The organism is Pseudomonas sp. LBUM1678, assembly GCF_059695575.1.
Genome location: NZ_CP166775.1, coordinates 5,486,721 through 5,505,781 on the forward strand (window position 1 = coordinate 5,486,721; position 19,061 = coordinate 5,505,781).

Sequence of the window (19,061 nt, forward strand, 5' to 3'; positions counted from 1 at the left end):
TTACGCTCACGGGGCCTTTCAGGTGTTACAGGCGACAGTCAGACCGGGATCACTCCCACTCAATCGTCGCAGGCGGCTTGCTCGACACGTCGTAGGTGACGCGGGAGATGCCTTCGATTTCGTTGATGATCCGGCCGCTGACGGTTTCCAGCAGTTCGTAAGGCAGGTGAGCCCAACGCGCGGTCATGAAGTCGATGGTTTCCACGGCACGCAGGGCAACGACCCAGGCGTAACGACGGCCATCGCCAACAACGCCAACCGATTTCACCGGTTGGAACACCACGAAGGCCTGGCTGACCTTGTGGTACCAGTCGGCCTTGCGCAGTTCTTCGATGAAGATGTGGTCGGCGCGACGCAGCAGGTCGGCGTATTCCTTTTTCACTTCACCGAGGATCCGCACGCCCAGGCCCGGGCCTGGGAACGGGTGACGGTAGACCATGTCGTACGGCAGGCCGAGTTCCAGGCCCAGACGACGGACTTCATCCTTGAACAACTCGCGCAGGGGTTCAACCAGCTTGAGGTTCATTTCTTCCGGCAGGCCACCCACGTTGTGGTGCGACTTGATTACGTGAGCCTTGCCGCTTTTCGCGCCAGCCGACTCGATCACGTCCGGGTAGATGGTGCCCTGAGCGAGGTACTTGATGTTGTCCAGTTTGTTGGACTGGGCATCGAAGACGTCGATGAAGGTACGGCCGATGATTTTGCGCTTCTTCTCCGGGTCGCTTTCGCCAGCCAGATTGTCGAGGAACTGGTCTTCAGCGTTGGCGCGGATCACTTTGACGCCCATGTTCTCGGCGAACATGGCCATCACTTGCTCGCCTTCGTGCAGACGCAGCAGGCCATTGTCGACGAAGACGCAGGTCAGCTGGTCGCCGATGGCTTTGTGCAGCAACGCTGCAACCACCGAGGAGTCAACGCCGCCGGACAGGCCGAGCAATACGTTGTCGGTGCCGACCTGGGCGCGAACCTGAGCGATGGCGTCTTCAGCAATCTTCGACGGTGTCCACAGCGCTTCACAGCCGCAGATGTCGAGGATGAAGCGCGACAGGATGCGACCGCCCTGCTTGGTGTGGGTCACTTCCGGGTGGAACTGCACGCCGTAGTAACCGCGAGCGTCGTCGAACATGCCGGCGATCGGGCAGCTCGGGGTGCTGGCCAGGATGTGGAATTCCTGCGGCATCTTGGTGACCTTGTCACCGTGGCTCATCCACACGTCGAGGCCGAACAGGCCGTCGGCGTCGATGTGGTCTTCGATGCCGTCGAGCAGGCGGCTCTTGCCGACCACGTCGACACGGGCGTAACCGAACTCACGCAGTTCGGAACCTTCAACCTTGCCACCCAGCTGTTCAGCCATGGTCTGCATGCCGTAGCAGATACCGAAGACCGGTACGCCCAGGTCAAACACCGCTTGCGGGCAGCGAGGGCTGTTGGCTTCGTGCACGGACTCGGGGCCGCCGGCGAGAATGACGCCTTTTGGAGCGAATTCGCGAATCGCGTCTTCATCCATATCGAACGGATGCAGTTCGCAGTACACGCCGATTTCACGCACGCGGCGGGCAATCAGCTGGGTGTACTGGGAACCGAAATCGAGGATCAGGATGCGGTGAGCGTGAATGTCGAGGGCCATGTGGTCAGTCTCGTCTATGCAGTTCGGTGAAGAAAATCAGAAACAACTCGGGGCTGAAAACAGCCCCGGTTACTTAACTTTTTGCTGGAAGCATCAACCTACGCGGTAGTTTGGCGCTTCTTTGGTGATCTGTACGTCGTGGACGTGGGACTCGGCCATGCCGGCGCCGGTGATCCGCACGAACTCAGGCTTGGTGCGCATTTCTTCGATGTCGGCGCTGCCGGTGTAGCCCATCGAGGAACGCAGGCCGCCCATCAGTTGATGGATGATGGCGCTCAGGCTGCCCTTATAAGGAACACGCCCTTCGATGCCTTCCGGTACCAGTTTCTCGGCGCCTGCCGAGGAATCCTGGAAGTAACGGTCGGAGGAACCTTGAGCCTGGGACATCGCGCCCAGCGAACCCATGCCGCGGTAAGCCTTGTACGAGCGACCCTGGAACAGTTCGATCTCGCCTGGCGCTTCTTCAGTACCGGCGAACATCGAGCCCATCATCACGCAGGAAGCACCGGCTACGATGGCCTTGGACAGGTCACCGGAGAAACGGATGCCGCCGTCGGCGATCAACGGAACGCCTGTGCCTTCAAGGGCAGCGGCGACGTTGGCGATGGCACTGATTTGCGGGACGCCGACACCGGCGACGATACGGGTGGTGCAGATCGAGCCCGGGCCGATACCGACCTTGACTGCATCAGCGCCAGCTTCGGCCAGGGCCTTGGCGGCAGCGCCGGTGGCAATGTTGCCGCCGATGACCTGCACTTCAGGGAAATTCTGTTTGACCCAGCGAACGCGGTCGATCACGCCTTTGGAGTGACCGTGTGCGGTGTCGACCACCACCACGTCAACGCCGGCGTTGACCAGGGCGGCTACGCGGTCACCGGTGTCTTTACCGGTACCGACAGCAGCGCCAACGCGCAGACGACCTTGATCGTCCTTGCTGGCCAGCGGGTAAGCCTTGGCTTTTTCGATGTCGTTGACGGTCATCATGCCTTTGAGGGCGAATTTGTCGTCGACGATCAGGACGCGTTCGATGCGGTGCTTGTGCAACAGCTCGCGAACGTCGTTCTTGTCGGCGCCTTCCTTGACGGTGACCAGACGCTCTTTAGGCGTCATCACTTCGCGGACAGTGGCTTCCAGACGGTTTTCGAAACGCACGTCACGGGAAGTGACGATGCCGACCAGGTCGCCATTGTGCAAAACCGGAACGCCGGAGATGTTGTGTTGGCGGGTCAGTTCGAACAGTTCACGAACCGTGGCGTCAGCCTCGATAGTGATCGGGTCCTTGACCACACCGGCTTCGTAACGCTTGACCTTGCGGACTTCGGCAGCTTGCTGCTCGATGGTCATGTTCTTGTGGATGATGCCGATGCCACCTTCCTGAGCCATGGCAATTGCCAGACGGGCTTCAGTGACGGTGTCCATGGCGGCAGAAACCAGAGGAATATTCAGCTCGATGCCACGGGTTAGGCGGGTCTTGAGACTGACTTCGTTAGGAAGCACCTCGGAATAACCAGGCACTAGGAGAATGTCGTCGAATGTCAGAGCTTCTTGGCTGATACGCAGCATCGCGGGGGCTCCCGAGCGGGAAAATGGAAGCGCGCCATTATAGTCAGACACCCCCTCGGGTTCAATGTAAAACTCTGTCTATTATCAGCATTGCTGATATACGGGGATTGTCGCGTCCTACAGCTCGACTTTCACCCAACTGACTGGCTGATCCAGCCAATCGGCAAACTCATCGATAAAGCTCTGCTTGAACCCGGCCTCGGCCCAGTTATTAAAGATGAATCCAAGGTTGGAAAAACCGCATTCCTGCAGGAATAGAAAGCCGTTGATGTCGTCTTCATGCCCGCATTCCGGGCAGGTGAAGTTATCGGTGCGCCCCGGCATCCAGTCTTCCAGGCTGTCGAACAGCGCTTCGCCGACTTCCTTGCGGCACTCGGCGCAACCCGCTTCCTCCAGGAATCCCTTGGCCGGCGTATAGATGCAACGCTTGGTGATGATCTCCAGGCCATTGATCGGCTCACTGAACGGCAGCGCCTGTGGATGCAACACCACCGCGCGGGCACCGTCGGCGATGGCGTGGGCCATGCGGTTGCCGGTACGACCACAGGTGGTCAGCTCTTCCTTGATGATGTTCTTGCGCACCAGCCAGCGCACAACCGCCCGGGCCCGGGGTTCGTGCACCGGCAGCGTGGAGATTTTCGGGACGATGATGCTTTGGGAGTTCATGGTGCAAGCCTGCTAATACTGAGTGATCCGCCCTTGTGGGAGCGAGCCTGCTCGCGATTGGGCCGTTCCAGCCAACAGTGATGTTGACTGACCCAACGCCATCGCGAGCAGGCTCGCTCCCACAGGGTTTTGCGGCCGGCAGCTTAATCCCTGACGAAATCCGGTCAAGTACTCAAATAACGCCCGATCAAGGCAATCCCGCTCGCCAGCACCAACCAGGTCACCAGCCGCACGAACGCCTCGCGGGACAATTTCATGGTCAACCGCCGGCCGATCCACAACCCCAAGGCCATGGCCGGCAACAAACACAACGCCAATACCAACAAGGGTAGCTCGGCATAGACACCCGCGACGGCAAACAGACTCAGGCGCACCACGGTGCTGCAACTGATCAGCGCACTCTGGGTCGCCCGCGCCGCCTCTTTGGGCAACCGGCTGTTCAAATAGATCGCATATAAAAAGCCGCCACTGCCAAACAAAGCCCCGAACAGCCCGCCCACCGTGCCCATCGGCACGGCCCAACCGGCGGACAATTGCGTCGGCCGGGTTTTGACCCACAGGCTGTAAATCGCATAGGCGCTGATAAACAGCCCCATCAACAGCAACAACACATCGGATTTGAGGTTCAGCAGAAAGATCACCCCCAGCGTGCAACCCACCGCCATGCAGGGCAGCAGCCGCAGCAACTCGGGTTTCGCAACCTCCCGTCGCGAAGGCAGCAGATTGCCGAACGCCGCGACGAAATCCAGCAGCACCAGCAACGGCACGATCTTCGACAGCGGCATGAACAGAATCAGAATCGGCCCCGCCACCAACGCGGTACCAAACCCGGCGATGCCAAACACGATGTACGCCAGGGCAATGCCCAATCCAATCACCAGCCAATCCGTGGCGCCGAATGGCCATTGGTTCAACATCTCAAGCACATTCATCTGCACGGCTTCCTTGAATACCCGGGATGACTTTAGCCAGCACCGAGTCTTGCGACTAATATCATCAAAGCCGTCCACCCATCTCAAAAAGGCATGCCTGGTGCTTTCTACCCGCCAATTGCGTTACTTCGTGGAAATCGCCGACTGCGGGAGTTTCAGTGCCGCGGCCGAACGATTGTTCATTGCTCAGTCGGCCCTGAGCCGGCAAATCAAGGACATGGAAACGCGGCTGCAAACGCCATTGTTCGAGCGCACCGCACGCCAGCCCCGACTGACGGCGGCCGGTGAAGCCTTCTTGCCCCGGGCCAGAAACCTGCTCAATGAGCTGACCAAAGCCAGTGAGATGGCCACCCAGGTCGGCAATGGCGAACTCGGCACCTTGCGCCTCAGCCACTCCAGCACCGTGCCCATGAGTGGCCGCCTGCTGCGAGGTATCAGCGACTATCTGGATGCGCATGTCGGCGTGTCCATGGACATCGCCAAGCTGTCTTCCGAAGCGCAACTTGAAGCATTGGCCGACGGTCGGCTGGATGTCGGACTGCTGCGCCTGCCGGTGTTGCGCCAGCGTGAAGGCGTGCAGATTGTTCCTTTGTATAGCGAACGATTGCTGCTGGCCGTTCCCCCCAATCATCGGCTGGCTGTGGATAAGTCCCCTCTGAGGATCAATCTGTCGCAGTTGAAGGATGAGGCGTTTATCTCCATTCCTCATCCGCAGCGTGGCGGGTTGAGTTATCTTTCCGCCGAGTTATGCATGCGTCAGGGCTTTTTCCCGAAAGCGGCGCGGGTGGTGTCGCGCAAAACCACGCAACTGCAACTGATTCAGGCCGGTTTCGGCATCGCCCTGCTGCCGGAGTCGATGCAGGACATTGCGCCGCCCGACATCCGTTTCCTGCCGTTGGCCGACCCGGATTGCCACAGCACTGTCGCCCTCGCCTGCAAGCAAAATCCCACCGCATTGGTCCAACACTTCATCAACACCTGCACAAATACCTGTGGGAGTGAGCCTGCTCGCGATAGCGTTTTCACATTCAATATTTCAGTCGACTGACACACCGCCATCGCGAGCAGGCTCGCTCCTACAGGGGATTTTTGCTGGCTCATGGAGATTCACCGCCGAATGCCTTTAAACTGCGCCCCATGATTAAAGATCCCTTTGCAAGACTCGGCCTGGACCGTGAAGTCCTGACTGTCAGCCAGCTCAACGGCCGTGCGCGGGTGTTGCTTGAAGACGTGTTCAGCAATATCTGGGTCGAAGGCGAAATCTCCAACCTCGCCCGGCCGGCGTCTGGCCACGTGTATTTCACCCTCAAGGACAGCGGCGCCCAAGTGCGTTGCGCGTTGTTCCGGCAGAACGCGGCGCGGGTTCGTCAGGCGTTGAAAGACGGTCTGGCGGTCAAGGTGCGCGGCAAGGTTTCGCTGTTCGAGGGGCGTGGCGACTATCAGTTGATCCTCGACACCGTAGAGCCGGCCGGTGACGGTGCACTGCGTCTGGCCTTCGATGCGTTGAAGGAAAAACTCAGCGCCGAAGGCCTGTTCAGCGCCGAACGCAAAGTGCCGTTGCCGGCGCATCCGCAGCGCATCGGCATTATCAGTTCGCCGACTGGCGCGGTAATTCGCGACATCATCAGTGTATTTCGCCGCCGCGCGCCGCAGGTCCAGCTGACGCTGATCCCGACCGCCGTGCAGGGCCGCGAAGCAACTGCGCAGATCGTCCGCGCACTGAAACTGGCGGACGCTCGCGGTTTCGATGCGCTGATCCTCGCCCGTGGCGGCGGTTCGCTGGAAGACCTCTGGTGTTTCAACGAAGAAGCCGTGGCCCGCGCCGTGGATGCCTGCGTGACGCCGATTGTCAGCGCCGTCGGCCATGAAACCGACGTCTCGATCAGTGACTTCGTCGCCGACGTCCGCGCCCCGACGCCTTCCGCTGCCGCCGAATTGCTCGCACCGGATTCCAGCGACCTGGTGCGCCGGGTCGAGAGCCTGCATCGTCGTCTGGTGATGCGCATCCGCGACCGCTTGATGCGCGACCGCTTGCGCCTGGAAGGTATGTCCCGTCGCCTGCGTCATCCTGGCGAGCGTCTGCGCCAACAGGCGCAACGCCTGGATGACCTGGACATGCGCATGCGCCGCGCGTTCGAACGCAGCCTCAATACCCGCCGCGAACGCTTGATCCGTCTGGAGACCCGCCTCGCCGGGCAGCATCCGGGACGGCAACTGGCGATGCTTCGTCAGCGCCTCGACAGCTTCGCCGAGCGCCTGCCGCGTGCGATGCGCGAAGGGCTCAAGTCCCGTCGTCTGCAACTGCAAAGTCAGGTGCAGACGCTGCAGGTGGTCAGCCCGCTCGCGACGCTGGCCCGTGGCTACAGCATTTTGCTGGATGAACGCGGCAACGCGATTCGCAGTGCCGAGCAAACCCACCCCGGTCAACGGCTGAAAGCCAAACTGGGAGACGGCGAGCTGCAAGTCCGGGTCGAAGACAATCACCTGACGCCTGTCACCCTTTCTTTACTGGATTGATCCATGCCGCGTTTTTTAGCTCCGCTGCTGTTGTTGTGCCTGACCTTCAATGCCCACGCCGACAGTTACATCACCCGCCTGCTGAACAAACCGGTGCCGGGTGGCGTGGCCGTGGTGGATCTGGGCACTGCTGCCCAGGCGCCAAAAGCCAGTTATCAAGGCAAACCGGTGCTGGTGGTCAAGGAACAGAGCAATTGGCTGGCGATTGTCGGCGTGCCGTTGACGGTTAAACCGGGGACGCAGCAGGTCAGCAGCGGCGGTCGTAATCTGAGTTTCACGGTCGGCAGCAAGAAGTACCCGGAACAGCACATCACCCTGAAGAACACGCAGCAGGTCAATCCGAACCCGGAGAATCTGAAGCGTATCGAAGGCGAACTGGCCGAGCAGATCGCTGCCTACCGCACGTTCAGCCCGAACACGCCAAGCAACCTGCTGCTGGACAAACCGGTCAACGGGCCGCTGTCGAGCAAGTTCGGCGTGCGCCGGTTCTTTAATGGTGAAGAGCGTAATCCTCACTCAGGCCTGGATTTCGCCGTGGGGGCCGGCACACCGATCAAGACCCCGGCGGCGGGCAAGGTGATTTTGATCGGCAACTACTTTTTCAACGGCAACACGGTGTTTGTCGATCATGGGCAGGGCTTTATCAGCATGTTCTGCCATATGTCGAAGATTGATGTGAAGGTGGGGCAGCAGCTGGCGCGTGGTGGAGTGGTGGGCAAGGTGGGTTCTACCGGGCGGGCGACCGGGCCGCATATGCACTGGAATGTCAGCCTGAATGATGCGCGGGTGGATCCGGCGATTTTTATTGGTGCATTTCAGCCATAAATAGTCGTTGAGGCTGCCGGCCTCTTCGCGGGCAAGCCTCGCTCCTACAGATTTGCGTCGTGACCAAATCGTGTGATCACCCAATATCTGTAGGAGCGAGGCTTGCCCGCGAAGGCGATCTCAAGAACGCGGCTTATTCCGCTTCCAAGTCCTCAATCCCATGGACCTCCCGGTCCGCCAGACAATGGTTGATCCAGGTTTGAGTTTCTTCCGAGAAGCCAGCCAATTCTTCCGCCGTGATCAACCCGCGGGCACACAACCCCAGCAAGTGAGAGCGGGCCTCATGGCGTGAGAACCTGAAAACGCCAAACGCCCAATACAGCTCTTTTTGCCCGGCCTTCAGCAGTTCTTCGCTGGCTTCGATCCGGTCATATGGCGCCAGGCTTGTGTCGAGAACCGTACGCTCGACCTCCTCCATGATCCGAATGCACATCCGTTCATGCGCCTTCGGGCGCAGCGCGCTATAAAGCTTCCAATCCGACTCGTTCATTGCCGACTCCCGCATTCCAGTCGCCTGGTTGAGGCTTTAAGAATAGCTGCGCCCACCGACACAAGACCGCCAACTTTCAATTGCGCAACGCTCAAACCTCGCGCAAACATCAAAACAATCACGACCATTCGAAGCAATAAAATCGCGGCATAAGCGCTTTTTCGAGTATTCCTCTCAATTTTTTTCGACTGCTTGCCATCCTCAACCACGGCGGTTAGGGTTGAAGGCATGAAAACCTCGCATACCCTCATTCAGCTTCGCCAGCACCGCAGCCTGTGCCTCGTCAGCGCACGACTGCCAGGCTGAATCGCGGTGCCTCGCCCTACGCCTTTCCCAAGAACAGTTGATCCACCGGCAGGCCGCCTTTTTTCGGCCCACACAATAAGGATTTCCCGATGAGCATGCTCAAAGACCCGTCTTCGAAATACCGCGCGTTTCCGACCATCGACATACCAGACCGCACCTGGCCGTCGAAGACGATTACCGCAGCGCCGATCTGGTGCAGTTCCGACCTTCGTGACGGTAACCAGTCGCTGATCGAGCCGATGGACGCGGTCAAGAAGCTGCGCTTCTGGAAAACCCTGGTGCAGGTCGGCGTGAAAGAGATCGAAGCCTCGTTCCCGGCCGCTTCGCAAACCGACTTCGACTTCGTGCGTACCTTGATCGAAGGCAACCACATCCCGGACGACACCACCATTCAGGTGCTGACCCAGGGCCGTGAAGACCTGATCGAGCGTACCTTCGAATCCCTGCGTGGGGCGAAGAAAGCCATCGTTCACCTGTACAACGCGACCTCCCCGTCCTTCCGCCGCATCGTCTTCAACCAGGACAAGGACGGCGTCAAGGCCATCGCCGTGAACGCCGCCAAGCTGTTCGTCAAATACGCGGCCCAGCAGCCGAACACCGAGTGGACCTTCGAATACTCGCCGGAAACCTTCAGCGCGACCGAACTGGAGTTCGCCAAGGAAGTCTGCGACGCGGTGATCGAGGTCTGGAATCCGACGCCTGAGCACAAGGTGATCCTCAACCTGCCAGCCACCGTCGAATGCGCGACCCCGAACATCTATGCCGACCAGATCGAATGGTTCGGCCGTCACATCAACCGTCGTGACAGCGTGATCATCAGCCTGCACACCCACAACGACCGTGGCACCGGCGTTGCGGCCACCGAACTGGGCCTGATGGCCGGCGCCGACCGTGTCGAAGGCTGCCTGTTCGGCAACGGCGAGCGTACCGGTAACGTCGACCTCGTGACCGTGGCGCTGAACCTCTACACCCAGGGCATTCACCCTGAGCTGGACTTCTCCGACATCGACGGCGTGCGCAAAGTCGTCGAGGAGTGCAACCAGATCCAGGTGCACCCACGTCACCCGTACGTCGGCGACCTGGTTCACACCGCGTTCTCCGGCTCGCACCAGGATGCGATCCGCAAGGGCTTCGCCCAGCAGAAACCGGACGAACTGTGGGAAGTGCCGTACTTGCCAATCGATCCGGCCGACATCGGCCGCAGCTACGAGGCGGTGATCCGCGTCAACAGCCAGTCGGGCAAGGGCGGGATCGCTTATCTGCTGGAACAGGAATACGGCATCAGCTTGCCGCGTCGCATGCAGATCGAGTTCAGCCAAGTGGTGCAGCGTGAAACCGATCGCCTGGGCCTTGAGATGACCGCTCAACAGATCCACGCCTTGCTGCACAGCGAGTATCTGCAGGCCAACACCCCGTATGCGCTGGTCAGCCATCGCCTGCAGGAAGAGAACGGTCACAGCGCCGTGGAAGTGGAAGTCTCGGGCAAAGGTCAGGGCGAAACCAACCTGCACTGGCGCGGCAAGGGCAACGGTGCGCTGGAAGCGCTGGTGGCCGGTCTGCCGATTCCGGTGGAGATCATGGACTACAACGAACACGCGATCGGCGCGGGCACCAATGCCAAGGCCGCGGCCTACATTGAACTGCGTGTGAACGGTGAACGTGCGGTGCATGGCGTCGGCATCGATGAAAACATCACCACCGCGAGCTTCAAGGCCCTGTTCAGCGCGCTGAACCGCTCCCTGAGCCAGCCGGAAGCGAAAGCGGCGTAAGCGTTCGCTGAAATGCAAAAGGCCCCAAGGTGAGAACCTTGGGGCCTTTTTGTTTGCCTGTGATTTTTGTGGTGCTTGTCATGGCCTCTTCGCGAGCAAGCCCGCTCCCACATTTGACCTGTGTGAACACAAATCCAATGTGGGAGCGGGCTTGCTCGCGAAGAGGCCGGCTCAGGCTGTCGAGACTTCAGGTGAACTCGAACGTATCGGCATCGAGATTGGCCGGGAAACGTGTGCGGTAGGCTTGCAGATCCGCCGCATTCAGTACGACCTGAAACACACCATCGGCTTCGCCCGCACTGAGCAATGTCTCTCCCTGGAAATCCAGCACCTGGCTGTCACCGGTGTAGGCAAAACCTTTGCCGTCGGTACCGATGCGATTCACCGCGGCCACGTAGCAGAGGTTTTCAATCGCCCGCGCCGGCAGCAAACGGTTCCAGTGCTGGCGGCGTGCTCCGGGCCAGTTGGCGGTGTAGAGCAGCAAGTCGGTGTCTTGGGCATCGCGGCTCCAGACCGGGAAACGCAGGTCGTAGCAAATCAGCGGCCGCACTCGCCAACCCTTGAGTTCGAACTGCACCTGGCGCTCGCCCGGCGTGTAGTGATTGTGCTCGCCGGCCATGCGGAACAGGTGACGCTTGTCGTAGTGCCAGACCTCTCCGTCCGGCCGCGCCCACAGTAGACGATTGCGGTGGCTGCCATCGGCGGCCTGGACGATGACGCTGCCGGTAATCACCGCGTCGAGTTTTGCCGCCTGGACGCGCAGCCATTTGCTGGTCGGACCGTTTTCCGCTTCTGCGAGAGTTTCCGATTCCATGGAAAAACCGGTGGTGAACATCTCCGGCAGAATGATCAGGTCCGCCCCGCGAGCCTGCTCAAGCAATTGCTCGAAATGCTCCAGGTTGGCCTGGCGGTCATGCCAGGCGAGGGTGGTCTGGATCAGCGCGACATTCAGATTGGGCAGTGCACTCAGATCACGCATAGTTTTGCCGCTGCTTCACGCAACGTCTCCTCGCGTTTGGCGAAGCACAAGCGCACCAGACGCTGGCCCTCGGGTGGCGTCTGGTAGAACACCGAGATCGGGATGCTCGCCACGCCATGTTCACGGGTCATCCACAGCGCCATCTCGACGTCATTGAGGTCCGGGCGAATCTGCGAATAATCGACCAGCTGGAAATACGTGCCGGTCACCCGCTTGAAGCTGAAACGCGACGGCGCCAGCAGATCGCAGAACAGATCGCGCTTGGTCTGGTAGAAACCCGGCAACTCTTCGACGTGTTCAGGATGTTCGGCCATAAAGTCGGCCAAGGCGTATTGCAGCGGTGTCACGCCGCAGAAACTGACGTACTGGTGCACCTTGCGCAGCTCGGCAGTGAGCGCCGGCGGGGCCACCACGTAGCCGGTTTTCCAGCCGGTAACGTGGTAGGTCTTGCCGAAGGAACTGACTACGAAGGCGCGTTGATACAACTCTTCGTGGTTCAGCACGCTGACATGAGGCACGCCGTCGAAGACCAGGTGTTCGTAGACTTCGTCGCTGACGATGTAGATGTCGCGATCCCGAATCAACGCAGCCAACTGATCCAGTTCGGCACGACTGATCAGCGCGCCACTCGGGTTATGCGGGGAGTTGAGAACGATCATCCGGGTGCGCGGGGTAATCGCTTCGGCAAGCTTCTCGAAGTCGATGGCAAAGTCATTCAGCCCAAGTTGCACATGCACACAACGACCACCCGCCAGCTCAACCGACGGCTCGTAACTGTCGTAGCACGGATCGAACACGATCACTTCGTCGCCGCTGTGGATAACCGCCTGAATCGCACAGAAGATCGCTTGAGTGGCGCCGGGCGTGACCGTCACTTCATGGTCGGCATCCACGTTGACGCCGTAGCTGCGGGCGATTTTCGCCGAAATCTGCTGACGCAGCGCCGGCAGGCCGGTCATCGGTGAATATTGGTTGTGGCCACTGGCGATGTGGCGGCCGACCGCATCGCACAAGGCTTGCGGGGCATCGAAATCGGGAAAACCCTGGGACAGGTTGATCGCCCCGGTTTGCGCCGCGAGCTGAGACATCTGAGTGAAGATAGTGATGCCGACATTCGGCAGCTTACTGGTGATCATCGGTGATTCCCTGCTCTACACCCGGCTCTAACGGCGGCGCGGGAGAGCCCGAGGATAGCCCATCCGGCGCCCATAAAAAAAGGGCGCCCGCTGGCGCCCCTCTTCTAAAACATTCACCACACACCTGTGGCGAGGGAGCTTGCTCCCGCTGGACCGCGAAGCGGTCCCAATATCTTCAACCGAGATCGTTCAGATAGAACGCGTCGGCTGGTTTTGCGACTGCTGCGCAGTCGAGCGGGAGCAAGCTCCCTCGCCACACAAGCCCACACACAAAGGTGTGGGAAACCGAATCAACGCTTGTCGCGGCGCTTTTTGTCGGCCTTCTTGTGGTGCGACATCATGCGGCGCTTTTTGTTGACCTGACGGTCGGTGAGCGAGGTCTTGTTGCCTTCGTACGGGTTCTCGCCGCCCTTGAACTCGATACGGATCGGCGTACCGACCAGTTTGAGCACACGACGGTAAGTGTTTTCCAGATAGCGCACATAAGACTTCGGCACTTTCTCGATCTGGTTACCGTGGATCACGATAATCGGCGGGTTAGCACCACCCAAGTGGGCATAGCGCAGCTTGATCCGGCGGTTGTTGACCATCGGTGGCGCGTGCTCACCAACCGCATCTTCCAGAATCGTGGTCAAGCGGTTGGTTGGCCAGCGGGTGACCGCAGACTTGAACGAGTTCTGGACGGAGGCGTAGAGGTTGCCCACGCCCGTGCCGTGCAGGGCCGAGATGAAGTGGATGTCGGCGTAGTCGACGAAGAACAGTCGACGTTGCAGCTCGACCTTCACGAAGTCACGCTCGCTCGGCGTCATGCCGTCCCACTTGTTGATCGCGATCACCAGCGCACGACCCGACTCAATGGCGAAGCCCAGCAGGTTGAGGTCGTGGTCGACCACGCCTTCGCGGGCGTCCATTACAAAGATCACCACGTTGGCGTCTTTGATCGCTTGCAGGGTTTTGACCACGGAGAATTTTTCGACTTCTTCGTGGATCTTGCCGCGCTTGCGCACACCGGCGGTGTCGATCAGCGTGTACTTCTCGTCGTTACGCTCGAACGGGATGTAGATACTGTCGCGGGTGGTGCCGGGCTCGTCATAGACGATGACACGGTCTTCACCGAGCATGCGGTTGACCAGGGTCGACTTGCCGACGTTCGGGCGGCCGATGATGGCGATCTTGATCCCGTCTTTTTCGCTTGGGCCAGGAATGCGCTTGGCTTCCTCGCCTTCGGCAACGATCTCTTCCTCGCCTTCTTCCAGCTCGTCATCGTCTTTCGGGAAGTCGCTGAGGGCGATTTCCAGCATCTGGGTGATGCCACGACCATGAGCACCGGCGATCGGGATCGCGTGGCCCATGCCCAACGGGGCGAATTCGGCGCGGGCCATTTCAGGGTCGATGTTGTCGACCTTGTTGGCAACCACGTAAGAACGCTTGTTACGTTTGCGCAAATGCTCGGCGATCATCTGGTCGGCGGCGGTGAAACCGGCCTTGGCATCTACCAGGAACAGAACGACATCGGCCTCTTCAATGGCCAGCAGCGACTGCTCGGCCATTTTTTCGTCCATACCGTGCTCGTCACCGGAGATACCGCCGGTGTCGACCAGAATGTAGGAACGCCCTTGCCACTTGGCCTCACCGTATTGGCGATCACGGGTCAGACCGGACAAGTCGCCGACGATGGCGTCGCGAGTCCTGGTCAGGCGGTTGAACAAGGTGGACTTGCCGACGTTCGGTCGGCCCACCAGGGCGATTACGGGAACCATGCGGCTCTCCACTTCGTTATTTCAGAAAATACAAAAGCCGCTGCGAGGCAGCGGCTGGTGCTCGGGGCAATCACTGCGTGCTTGTCTGTGGGAGCGAGCCTGCTCGCGATAAACGCCAATACACCGCGTTTATTCAGGACACCAACGTAATCGTTGACGTCCATCGCGAGCAGGCTCGCTCCTACAGTCCAACAAACGGTGAAGCCGCTTGGGGGTTAAACCCCAAGCATAGTCAAATCTTTACTTGATGGTCAGGGCTTCCAGTTTGCCACTGTTGCCATACACATAAATCGTGTCACCCACCACCAGCGGACGGGCACGCAGGCCGTCGCTGTCGATGCGCTCGCGGCCGACGAAACGACCGTCCACCTGACTCAGCAGGTGCAGGTAGCCTTCCATATCACCGACTGCAACATAGCTGGAGAACACTTCCGGAGCCGACAGTTGACGACGGGCCAGCGAATCGTTGCTCCACAAAGCTGTGGTGGAACGTTCGTCGACGCCTTCAACGGTGCCCGAAGACAGGCTCACGTAAACACTGCCGAAACCCTGAGCGACGCCGGCATAGCTGGAAGCATCACGCTGCCAGAGCTGACGACCGCTTTCCAGGTCCAGTGCCGCAACGCGACCCTGATAGCTGGCGACATACAGAGTACCGCCGGACAGCAGCAAGCCACCGTCGATATCGACCACACGTTCCAGTTCTGAACGGCCTTGTGGAATCGCAACACGTTGTTCCCATACCGGCACGCCGTTGGAAATATCGAGAGCGACCACTTTACCGGTCGACAAGCCAGCCACCGCGAGGCGGTTGGTGACGATCGGTGCACTGGTGCCGCGCAGAGTCAGGACCGCAGGCGTGCTGTCATACAACCAGCGCTGGTTGCCGGTGGCGGCATCCAGACCGATCAGACGGTCATCCTGAGTCTGAACCACAACCACGTCACCGTTGTTGGCCGGCGGTGCGAGGACTTCACTGGACACGCGAGCGCGCCATTTCTCTTCACCGTTGATCGCGTCCAGGGCAACGATTTCGCCCTTGATGGTGCCGATCGTGAGCAAACCGTAACCTACGCCAACGGCGCCGGAAACAGGCAGATCAAGGTCCTTTTTCCATTTGACGTCGCCGTTGCTGCGATCCATCGCCACGACTTCACCCGTGACGTCGGCGGCATAGATGGTATCGCCATCGATCGCCGGCACCAGCATGTTGTAGGTTTCGCCCTGACCGTCACCGATCGAACGACTCCACTGCTTGTGCAGAACCACTTCTTCTTTGAAGTCGGTCAACTCGGCCGGCGGCAATTCTTTTTTGCTGTTACTGCTGCAACCCGCGGCCAAAACGGCCAGAGCCAGCAATGCTGCATGTTTCCAACGGATCACGTCACGCATCCCCTTTGGCCAGGTCGTCCAGCTTGATTTGTAGGCCACCGACCGCCGCTTCATCCGACAGTGCCGCTTTGGCTTTTTGATACGCCGCGTTTGCTTCGTCAGTACGACCCAACTGCACCAGCAGGTCGCCCTTGAGTTCTTCGCGAGTGGCCAGAAATGCCTTGTCGGCATCACCTTCGAGCAGCTTCAAGGCTTCATCAACCTTGTTCTGCGCGGCCAGCACCTGCGCCAGACGCTGACGGGCAATTTCGCCCAGCGCCGGGTTGGCCGGTTTGTCGGTAATAGCTTTCAGCTCGCTGGCTGCGTCGTCCAGCTTGCCGCTGTCGACCGCCACTTTCGCCACGAACAGGCTGCCGTACTGCGCATAAGCGCTACCGCCGAACTCGCTGTTGAGCTTGCCGGCCAAGTCCGAAACACGAGCGGCATCGGGCTTGCCGTCAGGCGTCAGCGTGGTTTCGAGCAATTGCTGATAGAGAATCGAGGCGCCTTGCGACTGATTGCTCTGATACTTCTGAAAGGCCTGCCAGCCGAACACGATGACCAGCGCCAACAGGCCGCCAGTGACCAGGGGCTTGCCGTTGCGTGTCCACCAGTCCTTCAAATCCGCCAGGTTTTCGTCTTCGGTACTCGACACCCCAATACTCCTTAATCGCTAAATCGGCTGTTTATGACAGCTTCAACCCTGCACGACGCAGGTGGCCAGGTGTGCTGCAAGCGCATCCCAGGCAATGCTTTGTTGTTCGCCCTGGCCACGCAGGGGTTTGAAACCTACCACTTGCTGGGCCATTTCATCGTCACCGAGGATCAGCGCATACAGCGCACCACTCTTGTCGGCCTTCTTGAACTGGCTTTTGAAGCTGCCGGCGCCGGCATTGACTTGCAGGCGCAGGTTGGGCAATTGATCACGAACCTTCTCACTCAACGTCAGGGCCGCCAGTTCGGCAGCCTCGCCGAATGCGCAGAGATAGACGTCGACCTGACGGGAAATCTCTTCCGGGATCTGCTCCAGAGTTTCCAGAAGCAGCACCAGACGCTCGATGCCCATGGCGAAACCAACGCCCGTTGTCGGCTTACCGCCCATCTGCTCCACCAGACCGTCGTAACGACCGCCGGCACACACGGTGCCCTGGGCGCCCAACTTGTCGGTGACCCATTCGAAAACTGTCTTGCTGTAGTAATCCAGCCCGCGAACCAGCTTCGGGTTGATCACATAAGGAATGCCGGCAGCGTCCAGGCGAGCCTTGAGGCCCTCGAAGTGCACGCGGGATTCGTCGTCGAGGTAGTCGGCCATTTTCGGCGCGTCGACCAGAACTGCTTGAGTGTCGGCGTTCTTGGTGTCCAGAACCCGCAGCGGATTGGTCTTCAGACGACGCTGGCTATCTTCGTCGAGCTTGTCCAGGTGAGCGGACAGGAACTCGACCAGCGCTTCGCGATAACGACCACGGGATTCGCTGGTGCCCAGGCTGTTGAGTTCGAGCTTGACCGCATCACGGATGCCCAGCTCGCCCCACAGGCGCCAAGTCAGCACGATCAGCTCGGCGTCGATGTCCGGACCGTCGAGGTTGAACACCTCGACACCGATCTGGTGGAACTGGCGATAACGGCCTTTCTGCGGACGTTCATGACGGAACATCGGGCCGATGTACCAAAGCTTCTGCACCTGGCCACCGCCGGTGATGCCGTGCTCGAGCACCGCACGCACGCAAGCCGCTGTGCCTTCAGGGCGCAGGGTCAGGGAATCGCCGTTGCGGTCGTCGAAGGTGTACATCTCTTTTTCGACGATGTCAGTCACTTCACCGATGGAGCGTTTGAACAGCTCGGTGAACTCGACGATCGGCATGCGGATCTGCTTGTAACCGTAGTTATCCAGCAGACGCGAGACGGTGCTCTCGAAATGACGCCACAGGGGAGTCTGCTCGGGCAGGATGTCGTTCATGCCACGTATGGCTTGCAGAGACTTGCTCACTATAAATCCTTAAATTCGTTCGATCAGCCGCGGGCGATTACTGCCGCGTCGGCTTCGACCTTTTCGGCCGCTTTCTGGCGGATCAAGCGTTCAAGCTCATCCACCAGATTGTCATTCGTCAGTTTCTGCGCCGGCTTGCCATCGATGTAAATCAGGTTTGGCGTACCGCCGGTCAAGCCGATATGGGCTTCCTTGGCTTCACCCGGGCCGTTGACCACGCAACCGATGACCGCGACATCCAGCGGCACCAGCAGATCTTCGAGGCGCCCTTCCAGCTCGTTCATGGTCTTGACCACATCGAAGTTCTGCCGCGAGCAGCTCGGGCAGGCGATGAAGTTGATGCCACGGGAACGCAGGTGCAGGGATTTGAGAATGTCGTAGCCGACTTTCACTTCCTCGACCGGGTCGGCCGCCAACGAGATGCGAATAGTATCGCCAATCCCTTCGGCGAGCAGCATACCGAGGCCCACGGCGGATTTCACTGTGCCTGAGCGCAAACCACCGGCTTCGGTGATGCCCAAGTGCAGCGGCTGAACGATTTCCTTGGCCAGCAGGCGGTAGGCGGCGACGGCCATGAACACGTCGGAGGCCTTCACGCTGACCTTGAAGTCCTGGAAATTCAGGCGTTCGAGGTGCTCGACGTGACGCAAGGCAGATTCGACCAGCGCTGCCGGGGTCGGCTCGCCGTATTTCTTTTGCAGGTCTTTTTCCAGGGAACCGGCGTTGACGCCGATGCGGATCGGGATCCCGCGATCGCGGGCGGCATCGACCACCGCGCGCACGCGGTCTTCGCGACCGATGTTGCCCGGGTTGATTCGCAGGCAGTCAACGCCCAGTTCGGCTACGCGCAGCGCGATCTTGTAGTCGAAGTGGATATCGGCAACCAACGGCACCTTGACCAGTTGCTTGATCTTGCCGAAGGCTTCGGCGGCGTCCATGTCCGGCACGGAAATCCGCACGATATCGACGCCAGCCGCTTCCAGACGATTGATCTGGGCCACGGTGGCGGCCACGTCATTGGTGTCGCTGTTGGTCATGCTCTGGACAGCGATGGGCGCATCGCCGCCAACAGGCACGTTACCGACCCAGATCTTGCGGGATTCGCGACGTTTGATTGGAGATTCGCCGTGCAT

The 19,061-nt window shown here is 59.8% G+C and carries 17 protein-coding genes; 4 read left to right on the plus strand and 13 right to left on the minus strand.

All coding sequences use genetic code 11. The annotated features are described in order from the left end of the window. Nucleotides 1-49: 49 nt before the first annotated feature. From guaA to ACA070_RS24875, 4 genes are all read right to left on the minus strand, one after another. Nucleotides 50-1,627 (minus strand): glutamine-hydrolyzing GMP synthase, encoded by a 1,578-nt coding sequence (gene guaA, locus ACA070_RS24860; RefSeq protein ID WP_266016673.1) that lies wholly within the window; start codon nucleotides 1,625-1,627, stop codon nucleotides 50-52. 93 nt (nucleotides 1,628-1,720) lie between these two features. Further along, the gene (guaB, locus tag ACA070_RS24865; protein ID WP_109634587.1) at nucleotides 1,721-3,190 is read right to left on the minus strand and encodes an IMP dehydrogenase; all 1,470 of its coding nucleotides are present in this window, start codon (nucleotides 3,188-3,190) and stop codon (nucleotides 1,721-1,723) included. A 117-nt stretch (nucleotides 3,191-3,307) separates the two neighbouring features. Continuing rightward, the gene (locus ACA070_RS24870) at nucleotides 3,308-3,856 is read right to left on the minus strand and encodes a sugar ABC transporter ATPase (RefSeq protein ID WP_461988300.1); all 549 of its coding nucleotides are present in this window, start codon (nucleotides 3,854-3,856) and stop codon (nucleotides 3,308-3,310) included. 164 nt (nucleotides 3,857-4,020) lie between these two features. Further along, complete coding sequence (locus tag ACA070_RS24875) at nucleotides 4,021-4,788, minus strand: sulfite exporter TauE/SafE family protein (protein ID WP_497448729.1); 768 nt, start codon at nucleotides 4,786-4,788, stop codon at nucleotides 4,021-4,023. Nucleotides 4,789-4,888: 100 nt separating this feature from the next. Here ACA070_RS24875 and ACA070_RS24880 point away from each other — a divergent pair, with 100 nt between their 5' ends. The 3 genes from ACA070_RS24880 (at nucleotide 4,889) to ACA070_RS24890 (ending at nucleotide 8,130) form a co-directional block, all read left to right on the plus strand. Further along, nucleotides 4,889-5,836 carry a LysR family transcriptional regulator gene (locus tag ACA070_RS24880; RefSeq protein ID WP_497448730.1) on the plus strand — a complete coding sequence of 316 codons (948 nt, stop codon included), beginning with the start codon at nucleotides 4,889-4,891 and terminating at the stop codon, nucleotides 5,834-5,836. An 89-nt stretch (nucleotides 5,837-5,925) separates the two neighbouring features. After that, nucleotides 5,926-7,305, plus strand: a complete 1,380-nt coding sequence (gene xseA / locus ACA070_RS24885) for an exodeoxyribonuclease VII large subunit (protein WP_497448731.1) — start codon at nucleotides 5,926-5,928, stop codon at nucleotides 7,303-7,305. A gap of 3 nt (nucleotides 7,306-7,308) precedes the next feature. Then, complete coding sequence (locus ACA070_RS24890; RefSeq protein WP_497448732.1) at nucleotides 7,309-8,130, plus strand: peptidoglycan DD-metalloendopeptidase family protein; 822 nt, start codon at nucleotides 7,309-7,311, stop codon at nucleotides 8,128-8,130. A gap of 133 nt (nucleotides 8,131-8,263) precedes the next feature. Here the strand turns inward: ACA070_RS24890 and ACA070_RS24895 are convergent, their stop codons facing one another. Together ACA070_RS24895 and ACA070_RS24900 are read right to left on the minus strand one after the other, a co-directional pair. After that, entirely contained in the window at nucleotides 8,264-8,620 is a 357-nt protein-coding gene (locus ACA070_RS24895) for a hypothetical protein (RefSeq protein ID WP_497448733.1), read from the minus strand. Next, nucleotides 8,617-8,850, minus strand: coding sequence for a hypothetical protein (locus ACA070_RS24900; RefSeq protein WP_497448734.1), 234 nt, complete (start codon nucleotides 8,848-8,850; stop codon nucleotides 8,617-8,619). The genes ACA070_RS24895 and ACA070_RS24900 overlap by 4 nt, the downstream gene beginning before the upstream one ends. 165 nt (nucleotides 8,851-9,015) lie before the next feature. On the opposite strand from ACA070_RS24900, the gene leuA reads away from it, so the two are divergent. Further along, the gene (gene leuA / locus ACA070_RS24905) at nucleotides 9,016-10,695 is read left to right on the plus strand and encodes a 2-isopropylmalate synthase (protein WP_131059371.1); all 1,680 of its coding nucleotides are present in this window, start codon (nucleotides 9,016-9,018) and stop codon (nucleotides 10,693-10,695) included. Nucleotides 10,696-10,882: 187 nt separating this feature from the next. Here the strand turns inward: leuA and ACA070_RS24910 are convergent, their stop codons facing one another. From ACA070_RS24910 to ispG, 7 genes are all read right to left on the minus strand, one after another. Continuing rightward, entirely contained in the window at nucleotides 10,883-11,674 is a 792-nt protein-coding gene (locus ACA070_RS24910; RefSeq protein ID WP_109634599.1) for an amidohydrolase, read from the minus strand. Then, nucleotides 11,662-12,810 (minus strand): pyridoxal phosphate-dependent aminotransferase, encoded by a 1,149-nt coding sequence (locus ACA070_RS24915; protein ID WP_497448735.1) that lies wholly within the window; start codon nucleotides 12,808-12,810, stop codon nucleotides 11,662-11,664. The genes ACA070_RS24910 and ACA070_RS24915 overlap by 13 nt, the downstream gene beginning before the upstream one ends. A gap of 290 nt (nucleotides 12,811-13,100) precedes the next feature. Then, on the minus strand, nucleotides 13,101-14,570 hold the full coding sequence (gene der / locus ACA070_RS24920) for a ribosome biogenesis GTPase Der (RefSeq protein WP_008147761.1): 1,470 nt from the start codon (nucleotides 14,568-14,570) through the stop codon (nucleotides 13,101-13,103). A gap of 240 nt (nucleotides 14,571-14,810) precedes the next feature. Continuing rightward, nucleotides 14,811-15,962 (minus strand): outer membrane protein assembly factor BamB, encoded by a 1,152-nt coding sequence (bamB, locus tag ACA070_RS24925; RefSeq protein ID WP_497448736.1) that lies wholly within the window; start codon nucleotides 15,960-15,962, stop codon nucleotides 14,811-14,813. After that, nucleotides 15,955-16,596: a tetratricopeptide repeat protein gene (locus ACA070_RS24930; RefSeq protein ID WP_497448737.1), complete on the minus strand. Its 642-nt coding sequence runs from the start codon at nucleotides 16,594-16,596 to the stop codon at nucleotides 15,955-15,957. The genes bamB and ACA070_RS24930 overlap by 8 nt, the downstream gene beginning before the upstream one ends. A gap of 42 nt (nucleotides 16,597-16,638) precedes the next feature. Beyond that, entirely contained in the window at nucleotides 16,639-17,928 is a 1,290-nt protein-coding gene (hisS, locus tag ACA070_RS24935) for a histidine--tRNA ligase (protein WP_497448738.1), read from the minus strand. Nucleotides 17,929-17,951: 23 nt separating this feature from the next. Continuing rightward, complete coding sequence (gene ispG, locus ACA070_RS24940) at nucleotides 17,952-19,061, minus strand: flavodoxin-dependent (E)-4-hydroxy-3-methylbut-2-enyl-diphosphate synthase (RefSeq protein WP_030129849.1); 1,110 nt, start codon at nucleotides 19,059-19,061, stop codon at nucleotides 17,952-17,954.

What these genes read in the sequence shown, in the direction of transcription:
- xseA (WP_497448731.1), top strand. Translation starts at nt 5,926, where the DNA reads ATGATTAAAGATCCCTTTGCAAGACTCGGCCTGGACCGTGAAGTCCTG.
- ACA070_RS24895 (WP_497448733.1), bottom strand. Translation starts at nt 8,620, where the DNA reads ATGAACGAGTCGGATTGGAAGCTTTATAGCGCGCTGCGCCCGAAGGCG.
- ACA070_RS24875 (WP_497448729.1), bottom strand. Translation starts at nt 4,788, where the DNA reads ATGAATGTGCTTGAGATGTTGAACCAATGGCCATTCGGCGCCACGGAT.
- guaA (WP_266016673.1), bottom strand. Translation starts at nt 1,627, where the DNA reads ATGGCCCTCGACATTCACGCTCACCGCATCCTGATCCTCGATTTCGGT.
- ACA070_RS24900 (WP_497448734.1), bottom strand. Translation starts at nt 8,850, where the DNA reads ATGCCTTCAACCCTAACCGCCGTGGTTGAGGATGGCAAGCAGTCGAAA.
- guaB (WP_109634587.1), bottom strand. Translation starts at nt 3,190, where the DNA reads ATGCTGCGTATCAGCCAAGAAGCTCTGACATTCGACGACATTCTCCTA.
- ACA070_RS24910 (WP_109634599.1), bottom strand. Translation starts at nt 11,674, where the DNA reads ATGCGTGATCTGAGTGCACTGCCCAATCTGAATGTCGCGCTGATCCAG.
- ACA070_RS24915 (WP_497448735.1), bottom strand. Translation starts at nt 12,810, where the DNA reads ATGATCACCAGTAAGCTGCCGAATGTCGGCATCACTATCTTCACTCAG.
- ispG (WP_030129849.1), bottom strand. Translation starts at nt 19,061, where the DNA reads ATGCACGGCGAATCTCCAATCAAACGTCGCGAATCCCGCAAGATCTGG.
- bamB (WP_497448736.1), bottom strand. Translation starts at nt 15,962, where the DNA reads ATGCGTGACGTGATCCGTTGGAAACATGCAGCATTGCTGGCTCTGGCC.
- ACA070_RS24890 (WP_497448732.1), top strand. Translation starts at nt 7,309, where the DNA reads ATGCCGCGTTTTTTAGCTCCGCTGCTGTTGTTGTGCCTGACCTTCAAT.
- leuA (WP_131059371.1), top strand. Translation starts at nt 9,016, where the DNA reads ATGAGCATGCTCAAAGACCCGTCTTCGAAATACCGCGCGTTTCCGACC.
- ACA070_RS24870 (WP_461988300.1), bottom strand. Translation starts at nt 3,856, where the DNA reads ATGAACTCCCAAAGCATCATCGTCCCGAAAATCTCCACGCTGCCGGTG.
- der (WP_008147761.1), bottom strand. Translation starts at nt 14,570, where the DNA reads ATGGTTCCCGTAATCGCCCTGGTGGGCCGACCGAACGTCGGCAAGTCC.